This is a genomic window from Escherichia sp. E4736, from assembly GCF_005781225.1.
Lineage (GTDB): Bacteria > Pseudomonadota > Gammaproteobacteria > Enterobacterales > Enterobacteriaceae > Escherichia.
Genome location: NZ_VATT01000005.1, coordinates 93,449 through 113,253 on the forward strand (window position 1 = coordinate 93,449; position 19,805 = coordinate 113,253).

The 19,805-nt window shown below is 48.5% G+C and carries 22 protein-coding genes and 1 pseudogene; 12 read left to right on the forward strand and 11 right to left on the reverse strand.

Going from position 1 to position 19,805, the window contains the following annotated elements:
- Positions 1 to 183: 183 nt before the first annotated feature.
- Positions 184 to 1,716 (forward strand): Re/Si-specific NAD(P)(+) transhydrogenase subunit alpha, encoded by a 1,533-nt coding sequence (pntA, locus tag FEK46_RS03735; protein ID WP_130219055.1) that lies wholly within the window; start codon positions 184 to 186, stop codon positions 1,714 to 1,716.
- Between the two features lie 10 nt (positions 1,717 to 1,726).
- Positions 1,727 to 3,115, forward strand: coding sequence for a Re/Si-specific NAD(P)(+) transhydrogenase subunit beta (gene pntB, locus FEK46_RS03740; protein WP_130209313.1), 1,389 nt, complete (start codon positions 1,727 to 1,729; stop codon positions 3,113 to 3,115).
- 24 nt (positions 3,116 to 3,139) lie between these two features.
- Here pntB and tqsA read toward each other — a convergent pair whose 3' ends face one another.
- A complete protein-coding gene (gene tqsA, locus FEK46_RS03745; protein WP_130209311.1) occupies positions 3,140 to 4,174 on the reverse strand; it encodes an AI-2 transporter TqsA in 1,035 nt (344 codons plus the stop codon).
- A 406-nt stretch (positions 4,175 to 4,580) separates the two neighbouring features.
- Between tqsA and mdtJ the strand changes: the two genes are divergently transcribed.
- Both mdtJ and mdtI read left to right on the forward strand, forming a co-directional pair.
- Positions 4,581 to 4,946 carry a multidrug/spermidine efflux SMR transporter subunit MdtJ gene (gene mdtJ, locus FEK46_RS03755; protein ID WP_130209307.1) on the forward strand — a complete coding sequence of 122 codons (366 nt, stop codon included), beginning with the start codon at positions 4,581 to 4,583 and terminating at the stop codon, positions 4,944 to 4,946.
- Positions 4,933 to 5,262 (forward strand): multidrug/spermidine efflux SMR transporter subunit MdtI, encoded by a 330-nt coding sequence (gene mdtI, locus FEK46_RS03760; protein WP_130219061.1) that lies wholly within the window; start codon positions 4,933 to 4,935, stop codon positions 5,260 to 5,262. Before mdtJ ends, mdtI begins: the two co-directional genes overlap by 14 nt.
- Positions 5,263 to 5,300: 38 nt before the next feature.
- On the opposite strand, the gene FEK46_RS03765 is transcribed toward mdtI, so the two are convergent.
- The 4 genes from FEK46_RS03765 to FEK46_RS03780 all read right to left on the reverse strand — a co-directional run bounded on the left by FEK46_RS03765 (position 5,301) and on the right by FEK46_RS03780 (position 8,373).
- Positions 5,301 to 6,122 (reverse strand): serine protease, encoded by an 822-nt coding sequence (locus FEK46_RS03765; RefSeq protein WP_130209303.1) that lies wholly within the window; start codon positions 6,120 to 6,122, stop codon positions 5,301 to 5,303.
- Positions 6,123 to 6,221: 99 nt separating this feature from the next.
- Entirely contained in the window at positions 6,222 to 6,305 is an 84-nt protein-coding gene (locus FEK46_RS03770) for a hypothetical protein (protein WP_000233091.1), read from the reverse strand.
- A 92-nt stretch (positions 6,306 to 6,397) separates the two neighbouring features.
- On the reverse strand, positions 6,398 to 6,706 hold the full coding sequence (gene asr / locus FEK46_RS03775; protein ID WP_214251102.1) for an acid resistance repetitive basic protein Asr: 309 nt from the start codon (positions 6,704 to 6,706) through the stop codon (positions 6,398 to 6,400).
- Positions 6,707 to 7,119: 413 nt separating this feature from the next.
- Positions 7,120 to 8,373, reverse strand: coding sequence for an MFS transporter (locus FEK46_RS03780; RefSeq protein WP_130209299.1), 1,254 nt, complete (start codon positions 8,371 to 8,373; stop codon positions 7,120 to 7,122).
- Positions 8,374 to 8,479: 106 nt separating this feature from the next.
- Here FEK46_RS03780 and FEK46_RS03785 point away from each other — a divergent pair, with 106 nt between their 5' ends.
- From FEK46_RS03785 to bioD, 3 genes are all read left to right on the forward strand, one after another.
- Positions 8,480 to 9,373: a LysR family transcriptional regulator gene (locus tag FEK46_RS03785; RefSeq protein WP_135559555.1), complete on the forward strand. Its 894-nt coding sequence runs from the start codon at positions 8,480 to 8,482 to the stop codon at positions 9,371 to 9,373.
- Positions 9,374 to 9,507: 134 nt separating this feature from the next.
- Positions 9,508 to 10,728, forward strand: coding sequence for a sugar metabolism global transcriptional regulator Mlc (gene mlc, locus FEK46_RS03790; RefSeq protein ID WP_135559556.1), 1,221 nt, complete (start codon positions 9,508 to 9,510; stop codon positions 10,726 to 10,728).
- 125 nt (positions 10,729 to 10,853) lie between these two features.
- Positions 10,854 to 11,549, forward strand: coding sequence for a dethiobiotin synthase (bioD, locus tag FEK46_RS03795; protein ID WP_130209293.1), 696 nt, complete (start codon positions 10,854 to 10,856; stop codon positions 11,547 to 11,549).
- Here the strand turns inward: bioD and clcB are convergent.
- From clcB to FEK46_RS03815, 4 genes and pseudogenes are all read right to left on the reverse strand, one after another.
- Positions 11,502 to 12,794, reverse strand: a complete 1,293-nt coding sequence (gene clcB / locus FEK46_RS03800; RefSeq protein ID WP_135559557.1) for a voltage-gated ClC-type chloride channel ClcB — start codon at positions 12,792 to 12,794, stop codon at positions 11,502 to 11,504. The two genes, bioD and clcB, sit on opposite strands and share 48 nt — an antisense overlap.
- Before the next feature lie 159 nt (positions 12,795 to 12,953).
- The gene (dmsD, locus tag FEK46_RS03805; RefSeq protein ID WP_130260606.1) at positions 12,954 to 13,568 is read right to left on the reverse strand and encodes a Tat proofreading chaperone DmsD; all 615 of its coding nucleotides are present in this window, start codon (positions 13,566 to 13,568) and stop codon (positions 12,954 to 12,956) included.
- A gap of 42 nt (positions 13,569 to 13,610) precedes the next feature.
- Positions 13,611 to 13,697: pseudogene (locus FEK46_RS23620) on the reverse strand (hypothetical protein); the annotation flags it as partial.
- A gap of 52 nt (positions 13,698 to 13,749) precedes the next feature.
- Positions 13,750 to 14,055, reverse strand: coding sequence for a DUF1161 domain-containing protein (locus FEK46_RS03815; protein WP_130219129.1), 306 nt, complete (start codon positions 14,053 to 14,055; stop codon positions 13,750 to 13,752).
- 106 nt (positions 14,056 to 14,161) lie between these two features.
- Here FEK46_RS03815 and FEK46_RS03820 point away from each other — a divergent pair, with 106 nt between their 5' ends.
- On the forward strand, positions 14,162 to 14,872 hold the full coding sequence (locus FEK46_RS03820; protein ID WP_130209287.1) for a YnfC family lipoprotein: 711 nt from the start codon (positions 14,162 to 14,164) through the stop codon (positions 14,870 to 14,872).
- Positions 14,873 to 14,874: 2 nt separating this feature from the next.
- Here the strand turns inward: FEK46_RS03820 and speG are convergent, their stop codons facing one another.
- Together speG and FEK46_RS03830 are read right to left on the reverse strand one after the other, a co-directional pair.
- A complete protein-coding gene (gene speG / locus FEK46_RS03825; RefSeq protein ID WP_064529978.1) occupies positions 14,875 to 15,435 on the reverse strand; it encodes a spermidine N1-acetyltransferase in 561 nt (186 codons plus the stop codon).
- Between the two features lie 34 nt (positions 15,436 to 15,469).
- Positions 15,470 to 15,811 carry a DUF1283 family protein gene (locus FEK46_RS03830; RefSeq protein ID WP_130209285.1) on the reverse strand — a complete coding sequence of 114 codons (342 nt, stop codon included), beginning with the start codon at positions 15,809 to 15,811 and terminating at the stop codon, positions 15,470 to 15,472.
- Between the two features lie 134 nt (positions 15,812 to 15,945).
- Here FEK46_RS03830 and FEK46_RS03835 point away from each other — a divergent pair, with 134 nt between their 5' ends.
- The 4 genes from FEK46_RS03835 to FEK46_RS03850 all read left to right on the forward strand — a co-directional run bounded on the left by FEK46_RS03835 (position 15,946) and on the right by FEK46_RS03850 (position 19,756).
- Positions 15,946 to 16,272 (forward strand): YnfA family protein, encoded by a 327-nt coding sequence (locus FEK46_RS03835; RefSeq protein WP_130209283.1) that lies wholly within the window; start codon positions 15,946 to 15,948, stop codon positions 16,270 to 16,272.
- A gap of 219 nt (positions 16,273 to 16,491) precedes the next feature.
- The gene (gene rspA / locus FEK46_RS03840) at positions 16,492 to 17,706 is read left to right on the forward strand and encodes a starvation-sensing protein RspA (protein ID WP_135406695.1); all 1,215 of its coding nucleotides are present in this window, start codon (positions 16,492 to 16,494) and stop codon (positions 17,704 to 17,706) included.
- Between the two features lie 11 nt (positions 17,707 to 17,717).
- Positions 17,718 to 18,737: a Zn-dependent oxidoreductase gene (locus FEK46_RS03845; RefSeq protein WP_135559558.1), complete on the forward strand. Its 1,020-nt coding sequence runs from the start codon at positions 17,718 to 17,720 to the stop codon at positions 18,735 to 18,737.
- Between the two features lie 44 nt (positions 18,738 to 18,781).
- On the forward strand, positions 18,782 to 19,756 hold the full coding sequence (locus FEK46_RS03850) for a TRAP transporter substrate-binding protein (RefSeq protein WP_130209277.1): 975 nt from the start codon (positions 18,782 to 18,784) through the stop codon (positions 19,754 to 19,756).
- The last annotated feature ends 49 nt before the right edge of the window (positions 19,757 to 19,805 follow it).

Below are 19,805 nucleotides of genomic sequence, written 5' to 3' on the forward strand. Positions count from 1 at the left end.
ATTTTGCGAGTTCACGCCGAAATACTGATTTTTGACGCTAGATCACAGGCATTATTTTCAGTACGTTATAGGCGTTTGTTACTAATTTATTTTAACGGAGTAACATTTAGCTCGTACATGAGCGGCTTGTGTATCAAAAACACAGGCAAACCATCATCAATAAAACCGATGGAAGGGAATATCATGCGAATTGGCATACCAAGAGAACGGTTAACCAATGAAACCCGAGTTGCAGCAACGCCGAAAACAGTGGAGCAGTTGCTGAAACTAGGTTTTACCGTCGCGGTAGAGAGCGGCGCAGGTCAACTGGCTAGTTTTGACGATAAAGCGTTTGTGCAAGCGGGCGCCGAAATTGTAGAAGGGAATAACGTCTGGCAGTCAGAGATCATTCTGAAGGTCAATGCGCCGTTAGATGATGAAATTGCGTTACTAAATCCGGGAACCACGCTGGTGAGCTTCATCTGGCCCGCGCAGAATCCGGAGTTAATGCAAAAACTCGCGGAGCGTAACGTGACGGTGATGGCGATGGACTCTGTACCACGTATCTCACGTGCTCAATCGCTTGATGCGTTAAGTTCGATGGCGAACATCGCTGGTTATCGCGCCATTGTTGAAGCGGCTCATGAGTTTGGGCGCTTCTTTACCGGGCAAATCACAGCAGCAGGTAAAGTGCCTCCGGCAAAAGTGATGGTGATTGGTGCGGGCGTTGCGGGCCTGGCGGCCATTGGCGCAGCAAACAGCCTCGGCGCAATTGTGCGTGCATTCGATACCCGCCCGGAAGTGAAAGAACAGGTTCAAAGTATGGGGGCGGAATTCCTCGAGCTGGATTTTAAAGAGGAAGCCGGTAGCGGCGATGGTTACGCCAAAGTGATGTCGGAAGCGTTCATCAAAGCAGAAATGGAACTCTTTGCCGCCCAGGCAAAAGAGGTCGATATCATTGTGACCACCGCGCTTATTCCAGGCAAACCAGCACCGAAACTGATTACCCGTGAAATGGTTGATTCTATGAAGTCGGGTAGTGTGATTGTCGACCTGGCAGCCCAAAACGGTGGTAACTGTGAATACACCGTGCCGGGTGAAATCTTCACCACGGAGAATGGTGTCAAAGTGATTGGCTACACCGATCTTCCTGGTCGCCTGCCGACGCAATCCTCACAGCTTTACGGCACCAACCTTGTCAATCTGCTGAAACTGTTGTGCAAAGAGAAAGACGGCAATATCACGGTTGATTTTGATGATGTGGTGATTCGCGGCGTGACCGTGATCCGTTCTGGCGAAATTACCTGGCCGGCGCCGCCGATTCAGGTTTCTGTCCAACCGCAGGCAGCACAGAAAGCGGCACCTGATGTTAAAACCGAAGAAAAATGTGCCTGCTCACCGTGGCGTAAATATGCGCTGATGGCGCTGGCAATCATCCTTTTCGGCTGGTTGGCAAGCGTAGCACCGAAAGAATTCCTCGGGCACTTTACCGTTTTCGCGCTGGCCTGCGTCGTAGGTTATTACGTGGTGTGGAATGTCTCCCACGCGTTGCATACGCCGCTGATGTCGGTTACTAACGCGATTTCAGGGATTATTGTTGTCGGAGCTCTATTGCAGATTGGCCAGGGCGGCTGGGTTAGCTTCCTTAGTTTTATCGCGGTGCTTATCGCCAGCATTAATATTTTCGGTGGCTTTACCGTGACTCAGCGCATGCTGAAAATGTTTCGCAAAAACTAAGGGGTAACATATGTCTGGAGGATTAGTTACAGCTGCATACATTGTTGCCGCGATCCTGTTTATCTTCAGTCTGGCCGGGCTTTCTAAACATGAAACGTCTCGCCGTGGTAACAACTTCGGTATCGCCGGGATGGCGATTGCGTTAATTGCAACCATCTTCGGGCCGGATACTGGCAATGTTGGCTGGATCCTGGTTGCGATGGTCATTGGTGGCGCGATTGGTATCCGTCTGGCGAAGAAAGTCGAAATGACTGAAATGCCGGAACTGGTGGCGATCCTGCATAGCTTCGTGGGGCTGGCGGCGGTGCTGGTTGGCTTTAACAGCTATCTGCATCATGACGCGGGAATGGCACCGATTCTGGCCAACATTCACCTGACGGAAGTGTTCCTTGGCATCTTTATTGGTGCGGTAACCTTTACCGGTTCGGTTGTGGCGTTCGGTAAGCTGTGCGGAAAGATTTCGTCTAAACCGTTGATGCTGCCAAACCGCCATAAAATGAACCTGGCTGCATTGGTCGTTTCCTTCCTGCTGTTGATGGTGTTTGTTCGTACCGATAGTGTTGGCTTGCAGGTGCTGGCATTGCTGATAATGACCGCTATAGCGCTGGTCTTCGGTTGGCATTTAGTGGCTTCCATCGGTGGCGCTGATATGCCAGTGGTGGTGTCGATGCTGAACTCCTACTCCGGTTGGGCGGCGGCAGCGGCGGGCTTTATGCTCAGTAACGACCTGCTGATTGTGACCGGTGCGCTGGTCGGTTCGTCGGGCGCGATTCTTTCTTACATTATGTGTAAGGCGATGAACCGTTCCTTTATCAGCGTCATTGCGGGCGGTTTCGGCACTGATGGTTCCTCTACCGGTGATGATCAGGAAGTGGGCGAGCACCGCGAAATCACCGCAGAAGAGACGGCGGAGCTGCTGAAAAACTCGCATTCAGTAATCATTACTCCAGGGTATGGCATGGCGGTAGCGCAGGCACAGTATCCGGTCGCAGAAATCACCGAGAAACTGCGTGCGCGCGGTATCAATGTGCGCTTCGGGATTCACCCGGTTGCGGGGCGTTTGCCAGGGCATATGAACGTGTTGCTGGCGGAAGCGAAAGTACCGTATGACATCGTGCTGGAAATGGACGAAATCAACGATGACTTCGCTGATACCGATACCGTACTGGTGATTGGTGCCAACGATACGGTTAACCCGGCGGCACAGGACGATCCGAAGAGCCCGATTGCTGGCATGCCTGTTCTGGAAGTGTGGAAAGCGCAGAACGTGATTGTCTTTAAACGCTCGATGAACACCGGCTATGCTGGCGTGCAAAACCCGCTGTTCTTCAAGGAGAACACCCACATGCTGTTTGGTGACGCCAAAGCCAGCGTGGATGCAATCCTCAAAGCTCTGTAACCTCAACGGCCTCTACGGAGGCCGTCACTCTTTATTGAGATCGCTTAACAGAACGGCGATGCTTTGGCCTCCCGCCGTTTGCTCAAGTGCAATTTTGACAATAATCGTCAACGGCACAGAAAGCAGCATACCTACAGGTCCTAACAACCATCCCCAAAAAATTAATGACAAAAAAACCACCAGTGTGGAAAGTCCTAACCCGCGCCCCATAATGCGTGGTTCCAGAATATTGCCGAAGACCAAATTAATCAGCAGATATCCCGCCAGTACAAGTAACGCCTCGTAGAAACCATTAAACACCAGTACCTGAGCAATAGGGGGAATTGCTGCCAGAACTGAACCAATATTGGGTATGTAATTAAGCGCAAAGGCCAGCAATCCCCAGACAAAAGCAAAGCGAACATCCAGTGCAGCGAGCATCGCCCAGGCGACCAGTCCGGTGACGATGCTGATAGCCGTTTTTAGTACCAGGTAATGCGACACACTGTCAATCGCGCGCTGTATTGCCGCCATCCCTTCAACCGGACGCGCCATCATTTGCTGGAGTTTACCGGGTAGTTGTGGAACTTCGAGCAGCATAAACAACACCGTCAGCAACAATAAAAATATTGACGACATGGCATTAGATAACTGAGTCAGTAAGTTGGTGAGCAACGTCATTGCCGAGTTCGGATCAATGTAATGAGCCAGTTGGTCAACTGAGACATCAATACCCACGCGCTGTAATAAAGGTTCCAGAGCCTGCAGCGGTTTTATGATTGAGCTGCGATACTGTGGCAAAGTGCGGGTCAGTTCATTGAGTGTTGAACCGAGATAGGCCAGCATTAACACCATCGCCATCACGATAATGGTCATCAAAATTGACACCGCCAGTACGCGCGGCACTCGCCAGCGAACCATGCGTTGTACCAGAGGATTAAGTATTACAGCGATAAATAGCGAGAGGATAAAGGGGACGATGATATCGGCGGCAAACCGGATACCGCACAGAATAATGACCAGCATTCCCAACATTATGACGATTTTTAGACCATTGAGTGTGATGATCGGCTTTGCCATGCTTATCCCCGTATATTCTTCCTTCGCTAATAATATTTTATTTTTAGCGGCGGCATTATAACGAAAATCAAACCACTCAGGTAAAGAAATGAAAATGTTTTGAGTTAATTCTTAAGCTATGATACAAATCAGACGTGTTCAACTACCGAGGACAATTATCATCCGCGATGACGAGAAGCAACACTGCGGATAATTGTAATTTTATGGACAATTTGTTCAGGACGTTATTTTCTACATTTACCCATCTTCGTACCTCATCCACTATCTTGCTCGCAGGTGAGCAGCACTGGCGCAACGCGCTTTAGTCCTTTCTTCTGCCGAAGCTTGCGCTATGCGCTGGGCTTGACCTCTTTACTTTCGCTGAATTAAGCGAATATTAAAATAATTCTCTTGCAGGAGAAGGGTAATGTATTTTTATTGGATTTTATTAGGTCTGGCTATTGCCACAGAAATTACCGGCACGTTATCTATGAAATGGGCTAGCGTCAGTGATGGAAACAGCGGGTTTATTTTAATGCTGGTGATGATTTCTCTGTCATATATACTTCTCTCTTTCGCCGTTAAAAAAATTGCGTTAGGCGTAGCCTATGCGCTGTGGGAAGGTATCGGTATTTTATTTATTACGCTGTTTAGCGTTCTGTTATTTGATGAAAGTTTATCGCTGATGAAAATTGTTGGGTTAACAACTCTGGTTGCCGGGATTGTCTTGATCAAATCGGGTACACGTAAAGTGCGTAAATCTACGCTGGAGCAGAATCATGGCTCAGTTTGAATGGATTCACGCCGCTTGGTTGGCACTGGCGATAGTGCTGGAAATTATTGCTAACGTCTTTTTGAAATTTTCTGATGGCTTTCGCCGTAAAGTCTATGGCTTGCTGTCGCTGGCGGCGGTACTTGCTGCTTTTAGTGCACTATCCCAGGCAGTGAAAGGGATCGACTTGTCAGTGGCGTATGCGCTGTGGGGTGGGTTTGGTATTGTCGCCACATTAGCAGCCGGTTGGGTCCTGTTTGGTCAGCGGTTAAACCGCAAAGGCTGGGTTGGTCTGGTCCTGTTGTTAGCCGGAATGATCATGGTGAAACTCGCCTGATGTTTATGCTGCCCGTATTTTCGGGCAGCATTTAAACGCTATTGCCGGGATAACTCTTCCAGTTTGTCGCGAAAGCCGGTAACAGAGATAGCCCGGTTATCAGCCCGCCAGCGATCCTTAGCCGCAGGCGCCGAACTTTGCACGCCAATCAACTGCCAGCCGTCATCAGTATGCAGCATTAGCGGCGAACCGCTGTCACCCGGCAGGGTATCGCACTGATGCGACATCACCGACGTTTGCGCCCAGCCAGTCACTTCGCAATTTTTATGACTGTACAACGTATCCAGGTGATCCTCGGGATAGCCTGCCTGGGTCACTTTACGACCTGCCGTTTTTAATGCGGCGGTGAGTGCTGCTTTGTCTCCCTCGAAAAGTGGTAAGGGTGTAATGCCAGAAGGCGGATTGCGCAGCACAATCAAACCAAAATCCCACGGCGCAGCAGCAGGCGGGACAATCCAGCCATCTCCATTAGCCTTTAACCGTTTACCTAGTGTCGGATCAACGCGGCCTTCAATGTTGTGGATCTCATAGCGCCATAGCCCCTTATTCGACACAAAACGCAGCGCAATTGCTTTGTCTGGTTTGCCTTTTGGCGGCGTTAATAAACAGTGCCCCGCCGTTAATGCGAGATTGGGCGCAATCAGGGTGGCCGTGCAGAGATTTCCACTGGCAGTCTCCAGTTGCCCAACCGCATCCCACGGAGATTGGGTCGTGTTAATTACTGGCACTCGATCGTCATGACCGAAAAAAAGGGTGCTGACTTCATCATTAGCCGATTCAGGACTGTCAGGTTTATCTGCAAATACCAATGCAGATGTCAAACTAATTGCACCCAGTACTACAGCAATGGTTGTACGCATATCACACTCTGGTGGGTAATTATGATTATTAAAAGCAAACCCTCATAAATACTATAGCCGGGACAGGATTAAAGTGGGAGTGAAATCAGATAACTACGATCAGAAAAGATAAAAGCGAGTGGCAATCAATGCACATAAAATAAGGATGATAAGAATGAACTCAAAGCGATAACGGCCCACCATAGTACCCTCCGCTTAAGGCGGCGCTAAACGTTATCCGTCTAGCGCCGTAATTTTCAGGCGCAAGGGGGCGCGCCATTATTGCTGCTGAAAACTTAAGCTGCTGGTTGGGCAGCTGGTTTTGCAGGTTGCTGATGGCTGTGTTTCTTGGTGTGCTTTTTCGCGGCTTGTGCTTTTTGTTCCGGAGCTTTCTGTTCGGTTTTCGCTTTTTTATGATGCTTTTTAGCCGCCTGCGCTTTTTGGGCAGGTGCTGCTTTATGCTGTTTTTTATGATGCATGGTTTTTGCAGGTGCAGCTTTGGTGACAGTAGTTGCAGGGGCAGGTGTGGTCGCAGTCTCTGCGGCAAAAGCGGCAGAAGAGAGACTCATCGCAGCGGCAACAACCAGAGCTAATACTTTTTTCATTGTCATACCCTCAATTTGGTTTTTTTATGCAACCCCACTACGGGGCCGATGTAATGACTATATCTCGGGTAATGAGAGGCTTCCGTGAGTGGTTGGTTTCGGCATGTAACGATATGTACAAAGTAAATTGGTAAATAATAACGCGATGTGACTTAAGGTAAATTCCCTACTAATATCAGTAGTCTTGATCGAGTTTACTATTTCTCTGTTCCCAAAACGGTAGAATTACTTTGCATCATCAATAAATGACACACAGTAAATGAATCCGCTAATTTGGGTATTTATTATCCTGATGACATTAGATGCGCTGCGGGAATTGGCTGGCGCTTCGTCTATTTTAGGATGGTTATTAACGTTGAGTTGAGCAGACAATAAGCCCGGGTGGGTATTTTACTCAGCCCGGGCTTATTTTTTCAGGCGTGCAATCGATGGTGCAAACGTGTACCCACTATAATCGCGACCACCAGCATCGACGCAATAAAGGCGCCAACGCCGTTCCAGCCGTAGTTATGCCAGAAGACCCCACCTAATGTTCCAGCAATGCTTGACCCCAGGTAGTAACTGAACAGATACAGCGAGGAAGCCTGGCCTTTGGCGCGTTTAGCACGGGGGCCAATCCAGCTGCTGGCGACCGAGTGAGCAGCAAAGAATCCGGCGGAGAAGAGCAACATCCCGGCAAAAATCAGCCATATCGAACTGAACAATGTCATTAACAGGCCAACAAGCATGACACCTGTCGAAGACAGCATCACCGGACCGCGTCCGAAGCGGGTGGTCATGGTTCCAGCTTTTGGTGAACTCCAGGTACCGGTCAAATAGGCCAGCGATAATAAACCCACCACCGCCTGGCTGACATGCCACGGGGAAAGCATCAAGCGATAGCCAATATAATTAAACAGGGTGACGAATGAGCCCATCAGCAAAAAACCTTCTGCGAATAATAAAGGCAATCCCTGGTCGCGCCAGTGCAGACGGAAGTTGATAAACAATGTTTTAGGGCGCAGTGAGGAAGGGCGGAAATGGCGAGATTCTGGAAGAATTTTCCAGAACATTAACGCCGAGGCCAGTGCGAAACAGCCAATCGCTGCCAGTGCAATTCGCCAGTTGAAGAAATCGGTGAAGACACCGCTAATTAAGCGTCCGCTCATACCGCCAATCGAGTTACCGCTGATGTACAACCCCATCGAAAAGGCGACAAAACTCGGGTGGATCTCTTCGCTAAGGTAGGTCATGCCCACCGCAGCCACGCCGCTTAATGAAAGGCCAATCAAGGCGCGCATCACCAAAATGCCGTGCCAGCTGGTCATCATCGTCGAAAGTAACGTGCAGATGGAGGCCAATAACAGCGCCGTAACCATCACTGGTTTGCGACCAATGGCATCGGAAAGCGGGCCAGTAAACAGCAATCCGATAGCCAACATTGCCGTTGAAATTGACAGTGAAATACTACTGTTTGCGGGTGTTAAGCCAAACTCCTGTGAAAGAACCGGAAGGATAGGTTGCACACAATAGAGAAGTGCGAAGGTTGCCAGTCCGGCAGAAAAAAGCGCCAGGGTCACGCGCATAAATTGCGGCGTACCGCGTTTGATGAACAGGTTTGGCTGGGAAACGTTTTGCTTGTCAGTGGCGCTTGCCGGAGCGCCATCAACAGTTGTGGTACGACTCACTTGAAATCCTTACTAAATATGCGCGTTGTGTTAGCTCAGGAATAGAGTAGGAAAATCGAATTGTTATGTCTAATATATTAATAGTCTCAAATAATATGTATGAAATATGAATATCGAATTGCGTCACCTACGTTACTTCATCGCTGTTGCAGAAGAATTGCATTTTGGTCGAGCTGCTGCGCGCCTGAATATTTCTCAACCGCCACTAAGCCAACAGATTCAGGCGTTGGAGCAACAAATTGGCGCGTGCCTGCTGGCCAGGACCAATCGAAGCGTCGCGCTCACCGCTGCAGGCAAACAATTTCTTGCCGATAGTCGTCAAATTCTTTCTCTGGTAGACGATGCCGCCGCGCGAGCAGAACGACTGCATCAGGGGGAGGCGGGAGAGTTACGCATTGGTTTTACCTCATCGGCGCCATTCATTCGCGCAGTGTCAGATACCTTATCGTTATTTCGCCGCGAATTTCCTGATGTCCATTTGCAGACGCGCGAGATGAATACCCGCGAGCAAATTGCGCCCCTTATCGAAGGGACGCTCGATATGGGACTGTTACGCAATACTTTGCTGCCGGAGACATTGAACCATGCGGTAATTGTGCATGAACCGCTTATGGCGATGATTCCGCACGATCATCCGTTAGCCGGTAAATCTGTAGTTACGTTGGCGGAACTGGCAAAAGAGCCGTTTGTTTTCTTTGATCCTCACGTTGGGACAGGGCTTTATGATGACATTCTTGGCCTGATGCGACGCTACAATCTTACACCGGTTATTACCCAGGAAGTGGGCGAGGCGATGACCATCATTGGCCTTGTGTCTGCCGGTTTGGGCGTTTCGATTTTGCCCGCCTCATTTAAGCGTGTTCAGCTTAATGAAATGCGTTGGATACCTATTGCTGAAGAAGATGCGGTTTCTGAAATGTGGTTGGTCTGGCCAACGCATCATGAACAAAGTCCGGCAGCGCGAAACTTTCATATTCAGCTGCTGAATGCTCTCAGGTGAGGTAAAATTCAGCTAAAAAACCCGAAAAGTGTGCTGTTAATCACATGGCTAAGTAAAAATTTGACGGCACGCATTGAAGTGTTTCACCATAGCCTACAGATTATTTCGGAGCGCGAAAATATAGGGAGTATAAGGTGGTTGCAGAAAACCAGCCTGGACATATTGATCAAATAAAGCAGACCAACGCGGGTGCTGTTTATCGCCTGATTGATCAGCTTGGTCCCATTTCGCGTATCGACCTTTCCCGCATGGCGCAACTGGCTCCCGCCAGTATCACCAAAATTGTCCGCGAAATGCTAGAAGCGCATCTGGTGCAAGAGTTAGAAATTAAAGAAGGGGGAAACCGTGGCCGCCCTGCGGTGGGGTTGATGGTGGAAACAGAAGCCTGGCATTATCTTTCTCTGCGCATCAGTCGTGGTTTAATTTTTCTTGCCCTGCGTGATTTAAGCAGCAAGCTGGTGGTGGAAGAGACCCAGGAGCTGGCGCTTCAGGATGAATTGCCTTTGCTGGAACGTATCATTGCGCATATTGATCAGTTTTTTATCCGTCATCAGAAAAAACTCGAGCGCCTGACATCCATCGCCATTACTTTGCCGGGAATTATTGATACGGAAAATGGTATTGTGCACCGGATGCCGTTTTACGAGGATGTGAAAGAGATGCCGCTCGGCGAAGCGCTGGAGCAGCACACAGGTGTACCGGTTTACATTCAGCATGATATTAGTGCATGGACGATGGCCGAGGCATTATTTGGAGCCTCTCGCGGGGCGCGCGATGTGATTCAGGTGGTAATTGATCACAATGTTGGCGCGGGCGTGATTACCGACGGTCACTTGTTACATGCCGGAAGCAGTAGCCTGGTAGAAATTGGTCATACCCAGGTGGATCCGTATGGTAAACGCTGTTATTGCGGTAACCACGGTTGTCTGGAAACCATCGCCAGTGTGGACAGCATCCTCGAACTGGCGCAATTACGTCTTAATCAGTCAATGAGTTCGATGTTGCACGGGCAGCCTTTGAGCGTAGATTCATTATGCCATGCGGCGTTGCAGGGTGACTTGCTGGCAAAGGATATTATCACTGGCGTAGGCGCGCATGTTGGGCGTATTCTGGCCATCATGGTGAATTTATTTAACCCACAAAAAATACTGATTGGCTCGCCGTTAAGCAAAGCGGCAAATATTCTGTTCCCTGTGATTTCTGACAGCATCCGTCAGCAGGCGCTTCCTGCATACAGCCAGCATATTAGCGTTGAGAGCACTCAGTTCACCAATCAGGGGACAATGGCAGGGGCCGCGCTGGTAAAAGATGCGCTATATAATGGATCTTTGCTGATTCGTCTGTTGCAGGGTTAACATTTTTTAACTGTTCTACCAAAATTTGCGCTATCTCAAATTGAGTGCAGAAAGCATAACTTAGACTTTCCACGTTGAATTATTTTCCTGGCTTATATTAGTGAAGCATAACGGTGGAGTTAGTGATGCTGAAGCGTTTCTTTATAACAGGTACAGACACTTCTGTAGGGAAAACGGTGGTTTCCCGCGCATTGCTACAAGCGTTAGCCTCCCAGGGAAAAACAGTTGCGGGATACAAACCCGTAGCGAAGGGGAGCAAAGAGACACCTGAGGGGCTGCGTAACAAAGATGCCCTGGTGTTGCAGAGTGTTTCATCAATTGAACTGCCTTATGAAGCAGTCAATCCCATTGCGTTAAGCGAAGAAGAAAGTAGCGTGGCGCACAGTTGTCCAATCAATTACACGCTCATTTCAAATGGTCTGGCTAACCTGACTGACAAAGTTGATCATGTTGTCGTTGAGGGGACTGGCGGATGGCGTAGCCTGATGAATGATCTGCGTCCGCTCTCTGAATGGGTGGTCCAGGAGCAGCTACCAGTGTTGATGGTGGTGGGTATTCAGGAAGGCTGTATTAACCATGCGCTTCTGACCGCACAAGCGATTGCGAACGACGGTCTGCCTCTCATTGGCTGGGTGGCTAATCGTATTAACCCTGGGTTAGCGCATTATGCTGAAATCATTGATGTGCTGGGTAAAAAACTCCCGGCACCGCTCATTGGTGAACTGCCTTATCTGCCCCGAGCTGAACAGCGAGAACTGGGTCAATACATCCGCTTAGCCATGCTGCGTAGTGTGCTGTCGGTAGATAGAGTCAGGGTGTAAGGTCCGCGACATTACCGACGCGATCACGCAGGCAATCAATAAACCGGGGAGTAGCTGATACTCCCCGGTCATTTCACATATCATCAATGTCGACATAATTGGCGCATGCGTGGTTGCAGCCAGCAGTGTTGCCATCCCAGTTAGTCCGAGTAAAAGCGTCATTTCTTCGCTGCCTGGAAGCCATAACCCCAGGCTACGTCCATATAGCATGCCAATTGCAAGTCCGATAAATAGCGTTGGCGTAAACACGCCGCCAGGCGCGCCGGAACCGCTACTGGCCAGCACGGCAAAAAGTTTGCAGATGAAGATCGCAGCAATGACCGTAAACAGTGGTGGGGTGGTTAAAAAGGATTGCACCGTACTATAACCATTGCCCCATACGGCAGGTGTGAGCAGGGAAAGCAGGCCGACGATCAACCCCCCTAACGCCAACTGCCAGGGCGGCGTCAGTTTTAGGTGAACAAAACCTTGATGACTGGCGCTCATCATTTTCAACAGTAATGGTCCGCAAAGACCAGCCAGTACGCCGGTACTGATAATTAGCGCATAGTCCCGCACATGCAGCGTCACCTCGAGCTGAACGCTGTAGAGCAATGCATCGCTGTGATTAATAAGATTGCTGACAAGCAATGCCACCACGGCTGAAATCACCACTGGGCCAAGAGAGGCAAGCATCATGGTGCCAAACAGCACTTCGGCAATAAATAAACTCCCGGCAAGCGGTGCGCGATAGGCTGCAGCCATGCCTGCCGCAGCACCGCAGGCAATCCATAATTTCCACTCTTCACGCGGCGTAAAACGTTGGGCAAACCAGCATGCAGCAAGAGCCGCCAGCAGAATCATCGCCCCTTCACGGCCAATTGCGCTACCGCTTGTCACCACCAGCAGAGAGGCAAGTGATTTTACCAGGCTTGCTGCGTAATCGAACTGCCCCTCGCACTGCAACGCTTCCATATAATCGGTCGGCGCATGGGGTCGTTGCTGCGTAACTCTCTGCCAACCCATGAGCAATAAACCTGCCACCAGACCGCCGAGCGCAGGAGTTAACAAGCGTCGCCACGGAGAAAGGTTTGTTGCAGCATTGACCAGACTCCCGGAATCATTGCTCAGGAACAACCACTCCAGCAACAGCATGGCATGACGGAATCCGGCAACGGCAAACGCCGCGAGAATACCGATTATCGTTGCGATAAGCAGACGACGAAACATGGTGCGCAGATCCGGGTAAAGGTGTAGATGATGCATGAGTAGAAATGGCAAGTTAAACACGGGCATCTATTTTGCGGGAAAAGACGTCAGGCGCAAAAGCTGTACGTGCTTTAAGTGGGGAAATGGTGTGACACTGTAACTTATTTAATATGGGATGGCGCGCTAATGTCGCCATCCGGTAATGCTACGGGAACCTTAACGAAAAAGTGGCTTAACTGCGACGGGAATCAGCAATTGTGACTGCCACTCAGCCAGCGTTAAGCGAGCTAGTTCACCAAGCGAGCGGTAAAAAGGGTGTTCTGCTTTTTCGATAAACACCTCGAGAAAGCGCGTCGACCACGGTAAAAGATGCCACGCCAGCAACTCTTCGCACTCTGTCTGACGACCGCTCTCCGCCAGCCAGGCCGCCATCAGTAGCAAGGAGCCAAAATGATCTTCAGGTTCGTTTTGCTTCATCTCAAACTGAATGCCTTTTTCGCGCATCCATTGACGAAGTGCCAACGTTGAATCGCCAAACAGTACCGATTCACGGTCCAACCAGACCGATCCCCACGGCGGGGACGGCAACGCCCACGGGCCAACGAATAAACGCTGCCAGGCCTGTGTACGCGACTCTTCACTCTGTTGCTGAAAAGCCGTTACCAGCGGCACTAAAGAAGTTTGCGGCAGAGGCCACTGAGTTTCCCAGCCATCGCTGGTCATTGCAGAAACCAGAGGCGCGGCTTCCTCGCTTTCTGGAGCGTAATAAAACAGCGCCCCCAGCACACGCGCCGCGACAGAAAAATTATCTTGTTGTGAAAAATGCGTCATTCTTATCATCCTGAAACGTGCGGCTTGCCCCGCACCAAGTTGTTAACCTGCGACGGCCATTCCTACCGTCATATGCAGGCCATAAAATCGCGCTCGCCCGATCATCTCACCGCCCGGTATGAGACACAAGCACGTTGCAGTATGTAGACCTGAAAAGACGCGCCAGCGTCCATCATACTTTTTACTGCGGTTCGGCAGGCGCGCCATCTTGAGTCGGTTGTGCAGGGGCAGAATTGTTACCGCTGGTGGTGCGGTCATAGAGAATTTTATGAGTATCATTGGCACAATGGCCAACCACCCTGGTGTCAGGTTGATCGATCTGATCATTTGGCACAATACTTAAAGTAAAGCTACTTTCTGGCACACCGTTATTGATAATACGCTGTGAAATATCGCTCTTTATCCGTTCACAAGAATCTGGCGCGGCCAGCACGGCGGGTGAGGCAATTGTGAGCAGTAGCGCGGCGCAATAAGTTGAGATTTTCATCATTGGCTCCTTAAATGAATATTACTCACTAAGCATAGCATTTCACGTGTAAAGCACTGTATTTACTACTATGATTGATAATAATCTCTACTGTCTGGTGACTAAAGTGAATTTCAAATTACTGCCATGTTTGCTCGCGATAATGCTTACAGGATGCGATCGCGCAGAAGTGACGTTTTCTTTTACGCCAGAGATGGCCAGCTTCTCTAATGAATTTGATTTCGATCCGCTGCGTGGTCCGGTTAAAGATTTCACCCAGACATTGATGAATGAACAAGGGGAAGTGACGAAACGTGTTTCAGGCAGCTTATCGGAAGAAGGTTGCTTTGATTCGCTTGAATTATTGGATCTGGAAAATAATACCGTGGTTGCCTTAGTGCTGGATGCGAATTATTACCGTGACGCGCAGACACTGGAGAAAAAAGTACGTTTACAGGGTAAATGCCAGTTAGCAGAATTACCTTCCGCCGGAGTGAGTTGGGAAACCGATGATAATGGCTTTGTAGTTAAAGCCAGCAGTAAACAGATGAAAGTGGATTATAGGTATGATGAACAGGGCTATCCGTTGGGTAAAACCACGGTAAGCAACGATAAAACGTTATCAGTCACTGCAACACCATCAACTGATCCGATCAAAAAACTCGACTACACGGCGGTTACTTTACTGAATAATCAACAAGTTGGTAATGTGAAGCAAAGCTGTGAATATGACAGTCACGCCAATCCGGTGGACTGCCAATTGATCATTGTTGATGAAGCGGAAAAACCTGCCGTCGAACGGGTTTACACTATCAAAAATACCATTGATTATTATTAACGCTATTGCGCGGTCGGCTTCAGCATCGCCTGACCCGGCGTTTTATGTTCCGCCAGATACTGATGCTGGAATATACACATGCGAATGGCATTGCGATATTGACCATTAATAAAGAATTCATGCATCAGTTCACCTTCGACCGTAAAACCGAGCTTACGGTAAATGTGAATCGCTTTTTCATTCTCTTTATCGACAATCAGATACAGTTTATAGAGATTAAGAACAGTGAAGCCATAATCCATTGCTAATTTTGCTGCGCGTGTTGCCAGACCTTTGCCCTGGTATTCCGGGGAGATGATTATCTGAAATTCTGCGCGGCGGTGGACATGGTTAATTTCAACCAGTTCCACCAGACCCGCTTTTTCACCATCGCACTCCACCACGAAACGGCGCTCACTCTGATCGTGAATATGTTTATCGTACAGATCAGAGAGTTCAACAAAGGCTTCGTAGGGTTCCTCAAACCAGTAACGCATCACGCTGGCGTTATTGTCGAGTTGATGCACATAGCGTAAATCTTCACGCTCCAGCGGACGTAGCTTAACACTGTGGGCGCTTGTCATAACGTGTCCTTACATTCCTTATATCAATAACAGGTTAGGGGGTAATTACGCGGCCAGTACGACGGTCCAGGCAACGTAAAGTATTCGGTTCCCAGTAGGCATTAATGTTGGCACTTTGTTCGCATTTATCGCGGCTATCGAAAGCGGAGTCAACTTTATCCCATTCTTTCTCGGCGCGTTTATTGACTTTTTGACGCAAATTGCGAGTTTCATTCCATTGTTCTTTTTCCATTGTCGCCTGTTGGCGACTCTGTGCGCTGTCGCCAGACTCAATCACCAGTTTATTGGTTTCTGCATGAGTAGTTGCGCTAAATGCCAGTGCGCAAGGTAGCAGAAAAGCGAGCAGTCCGAGCCGTTTGCTGGAAGTAATATTCATGATTCATTCCTTACATGAATGTTTAAAGGGGATTTTACACGATCCACTGCGAACGCAAAACGTACCAGAAGGATGTATAGGGTGATGATATTATGTCGAGCCATAAATATACATGATGTCAATGAGTGACAAAGATGATTAAAACAACGTTACTGTTTTTTGCTACCGCCTTGTGTGAAATTGTCGGATGCTTCCTGCCCTGGCTATGGCTTAAACGGAACGCCAGCGTATGGCTGCTGGTTCCGGCGGGGATTTCTCTGGCGCTTTTCGTCTGGCTGTTAACATTGCATCCGGCGGCTAGTGGGCGAGTGTATGCAGCTTATGGTGGCGTTTATGTTTGCACGGCGCTGCTGTGGCTGCGGGTTGTGGATGGCGTAAAACTCAGTCTCTACGACTGGACTGGAGCATTGGTCGCGCTATGCGGGATGTTGATTATTGTTGCTGGCTGGGGACGAGTTTGATTTTGCCTGGAATGATAAATCTCTTTTATTATTAATAAGATATGCCATACATGGCGTCCAAAATAACAGCAAAATCTGGCTGTCTTTAGATCTATTCACGGCGCAAATACGCGCCTTTTTTTGTGATCATTCTGGCTTTTTTGTGTCTTCATACTTGTATGGTAGTGGTTCAACTGCGTAGATTTCATGCATCACGAAGATCGATGCAAGGAATAAAACATGAAGATCGTAGGGGCTGAAGTTTTTGTCACCTGTCCAGGACGTAATTTTGTCACCTTAAAAATCACCACCGAGGATGGTATTACCGGTCTTGGCGATGCCACGCTTAACGGACGCGAGCTTTCGGTAGCATCTTATCTGCAAGATCATCTTTGCCCGCAACTCATTGGTCGCGATGCACACCGTATCGAAGATATCTGGCAGTTTTTCTATAAAGGGGCGTACTGGCGTCGCGGTCCAGTCACCATGTCGGCCATTTCAGCTGTTGATATGGCGCTGTGGGACATTAAAGCCAAAGCCGCCAACATGCCGCTTTATCAGCTACTGGGTGGCGCGTCTCGCGAAGGGGTTATGGTTTATTGTCACACAACCGGTCACTCCATTGATGAGGCACTGGATGATTATGCTCGTCATCAGGAACTAGGATTCAAAGCCATCCGCGTACAGTGCGGCATTCCAGGTATGAAGACCACCTATGGCATGTCCAAAGGCAAAGGGCTGGCTTATGAACCTGCGACCAAAGGGCAGTGGCCAGAAGAGCAGTTGTGGTCGACGGAAAAATATCTCGACTTCATGCCAAAACTGTTCGACGCGGTACGTAACAAGTTTGGTTTTGATGAACATCTGCTGCATGACATGCACCATCGCTTAACGCCTATTGAAGCGGCGCGCTTTGGTAAAAGCATTGAAGATTATCGCATGTTCTGGATGGAAGACCCGACGCCTGCGGAAAACCAGGAGTGTTTCCGCCTCATTCGCCAACACACCGTCACGCCAATTGCGGTGGGTGAAGTCTTCAATAGCATTTGGGACTGCAAACAACTGATAGAAGAACAACTCATCGACTATATCCGCGCCACGCTGACTCATGCGGGCGGCATCACCGGTATGCGTCGGATCGCTGATTTCGCATCCCTGTATCAGGTACGAACTGGCTCACACGGTCCTTCTGATTTGTCACCTGTCTGCATGGCAGCGGCGCTGCACTTTGATCTGTGGGTACCAAATTTCGGCGTTCAGGAATATATGGGCTATTCCGAACAAATGCTCGAAGTCTTCCCGCATAACTGGACATTTGATAACGGCTATATGCATCCGGGCGATAAACCGGGTCTTGGCATCGAGTTTGATGAAAAGCTGGCAGCGAAATATCCCTATGAACCTGCATATCTGCCAGTCGCACGCCTGGAAGATGGCACACTCTGGAACTGGTAAGGACGGAATATATGGTTAGTGTTGTGGTTGAAAAACCTGGACAAATGCATCTGATTGATAGCGTTTCTTCTGCGCCAAAAGCTGATGAAGTTTGTATCAAAGTTGAGTATGCAGGGATATGTGGTTCAGACCTGCATATTTATCATGGCGCAAATCCTTTTGCTGTTTACCCTCGTATCGTAGGACATGAATTTGTCGGAACGATAACCAGCGTAGGGGACAATATCTCTCCGCAACGCATTGGTGAACGCGTCGTGGTTGATCCTGTCATTAGCTGCGGTCATTGTTATCCATGTTCAATTGGGCGCCCGAATGTGTGCGAAAGCTTAAACGTATTAGGCGTTCATCGCGATGGTGGCTTTACCGATTATACCTGTGTTCCAGCAACTAACATCTGGCGAGTGCCGGAATCTATACCAGCAAACCTTGCAGCGGCAATTGAACCGTATGCGGTAGCCGCCAATGTAACCAATCGTACGGGGGTTTTCCCAACGGATGTTGCACTGGTATATGGAGCAGGTCCGGCAGGTTTAACAATTATTGATGTTTTGTGTAACGTCTGGCAGATTCCAGTAATTGTGGTGGATCAACGCGAAGATCGCCTGCTTATGGCAGGACGTTGTGGTGCGACTCATACTTTTAATAACCGGAATGGTTCATTACGGGAATTTCTGCACAATAATAAACTAACACCTACGTTAATTTATGATGCGGTTTGCCATCCATCTATCCTGGAAGAAGCCGTGACGTTAATCTCTCCTGCCGGGCGAATTGGACTTTTAGGTTTTTCTGCGACACCGTCCGCAATAGCGCAACAAGAATTAACTCGTCGTGAGTTAACCCTCTATTCATCGCGTTTAAATTGTCGTATGTTCCCTACAGTTATTGAGTGGATGGTGATGGGATTAATTCATCCGGAGAATATTATAAGTCATGTTTTTGATATTCAACATGTACATGAAGCATTTAAACTCATCGAGTCTCAACAAGAAGGGCTGTGCAAAGTATTATTGAAATTCCCTGAGTCCTGAATGTCTTATATAAAAGTAACTGTACCTACAAAGGAACATTAATCATGGAAAAGAAAAAGCTATCTCTGGCACTTTGTACTCTGTTTGGTGGATTATTAAGTTTTTCAGCTATCGCCGCAGATGTTACCCTAAAATTAGGGCATCCTGTAAATGAAGAACATAGTTGGCATAAAGCCTCACTGAAGTTTGCTGAGTTGGTAAAGCAAAAAACAAATAATGCGGTAGAAGTTAAAATCTATCCTAATGAATCATTAGGTAAAGAAATGGATATTATTAACGCAATTCAGCTAGGAAGCGTTGATATGACCATTACAGGTGAGTCATTACAAAACTGGGCACCTTCTGCGGCATTGCTGGCAGTGCCTTATATGATTACTTCTTCAGAACAAATGGCAAAAATTGTTAATGGTGAAGTTGGCGCACAAATATCCAAAGATATTGAAGAGCGTGTGAAACTGAAAACCATCGCCTGGTTTGAACGCGGCCCCCGTAACCTGACGTCTAACCGTCCGATTACCAATCCGGAAGAACTTAAAGGGTTAACTCTACGTTTACCGAACGTACCAATGTTCATCAACGTTTGGAAAGATTTGGGCGCTCAACCGACACCAATGGCATTTTCTGAAGTCTTTACTGGTTTGCAGCAGGGAGTGATTGAAGGGCAGGAAAATCCACTTTCTATGATTATGAGTGGTAGTTTCTTTGAAGTACAGAAGTATCTTAACAGGACAGAACATGTTCGTAGCTGGATCTATCTGGTTATGGGGACGAAGAAGTTTAATAAGCTGAAGCCAGAATACCAGCAGGCTATTATTGATGCAGGCAAAGAGGCACAGGCCTATGAACACGAACTATATTTACAGGATGAAGCTAAATTAGTTGAAGCTCTGCAAGCGAAAGGGATGACGCTGGTTGATGTACATCAGAACGAGTTTGCTCGGATAGCAAATGAATCAGTTGAAAAATCAATTAATCCACAAATCAAACCTCTTTACGAAAAAGCTCGAGCAACAAAATAATATTAAACGGGGGGAGATATTCCCCCTTTTTGAGCTACTGAGGGGAAAA

Bases quoted from the DNA above. Each gene is read 5' to 3' on its own strand.
- pntA (WP_130219055.1), top strand. From the start codon at position 184: ATGCGAATTGGCATACCAAGAGAACGGTTAACCAATGAAACCCGAGTT.
- pntB (WP_130209313.1), top strand. From the start codon at position 1,727: ATGTCTGGAGGATTAGTTACAGCTGCATACATTGTTGCCGCGATCCTG.
- tqsA (WP_130209311.1), bottom strand. From the start codon at position 4,174: ATGGCAAAGCCGATCATCACACTCAATGGTCTAAAAATCGTCATAATG.
- mdtJ (WP_130209307.1), top strand. From the start codon at position 4,581: ATGTATTTTTATTGGATTTTATTAGGTCTGGCTATTGCCACAGAAATT.
- mdtI (WP_130219061.1), top strand. From the start codon at position 4,933: ATGGCTCAGTTTGAATGGATTCACGCCGCTTGGTTGGCACTGGCGATA.
- FEK46_RS03765 (WP_130209303.1), bottom strand. From the start codon at position 6,122: ATGCGTACAACCATTGCTGTAGTACTGGGTGCAATTAGTTTGACATCT.
- FEK46_RS03770 (WP_000233091.1), bottom strand. From the start codon at position 6,305: ATGGTGGGCCGTTATCGCTTTGAGTTCATTCTTATCATCCTTATTTTA.
- asr (WP_214251102.1), bottom strand. From the start codon at position 6,706: ATGAAAAAAGTATTAGCTCTGGTTGTTGCCGCTGCGATGAGTCTCTCT.
- FEK46_RS03785 (WP_135559555.1), top strand. From the start codon at position 8,480: ATGAATATCGAATTGCGTCACCTACGTTACTTCATCGCTGTTGCAGAA.
- bioD (WP_130209293.1), top strand. From the start codon at position 10,854: ATGCTGAAGCGTTTCTTTATAACAGGTACAGACACTTCTGTAGGGAAA.
- clcB (WP_135559557.1), bottom strand. From the start codon at position 12,794: ATGCATCATCTACACCTTTACCCGGATCTGCGCACCATGTTTCGTCGT.
- dmsD (WP_130260606.1), bottom strand. From the start codon at position 13,568: ATGACGCATTTTTCACAACAAGATAATTTTTCTGTCGCGGCGCGTGTG.
- FEK46_RS03815 (WP_130219129.1), bottom strand. From the start codon at position 14,055: ATGAAAATCTCAACTTATTGCGCCGCGCTACTGCTCACAATTGCCTCA.
- speG (WP_064529978.1), bottom strand. From the start codon at position 15,435: ATGACAAGCGCCCACAGTGTTAAGCTACGTCCGCTGGAGCGTGAAGAT.
- FEK46_RS03830 (WP_130209285.1), bottom strand. From the start codon at position 15,811: ATGAATATTACTTCCAGCAAACGGCTCGGACTGCTCGCTTTTCTGCTA.
- FEK46_RS03835 (WP_130209283.1), top strand. From the start codon at position 15,946: ATGATTAAAACAACGTTACTGTTTTTTGCTACCGCCTTGTGTGAAATT.
- rspA (WP_135406695.1), top strand. From the start codon at position 16,492: ATGAAGATCGTAGGGGCTGAAGTTTTTGTCACCTGTCCAGGACGTAAT.
- FEK46_RS03845 (WP_135559558.1), top strand. From the start codon at position 17,718: ATGGTTAGTGTTGTGGTTGAAAAACCTGGACAAATGCATCTGATTGAT.
- FEK46_RS03850 (WP_130209277.1), top strand. From the start codon at position 18,782: ATGGAAAAGAAAAAGCTATCTCTGGCACTTTGTACTCTGTTTGGTGGA.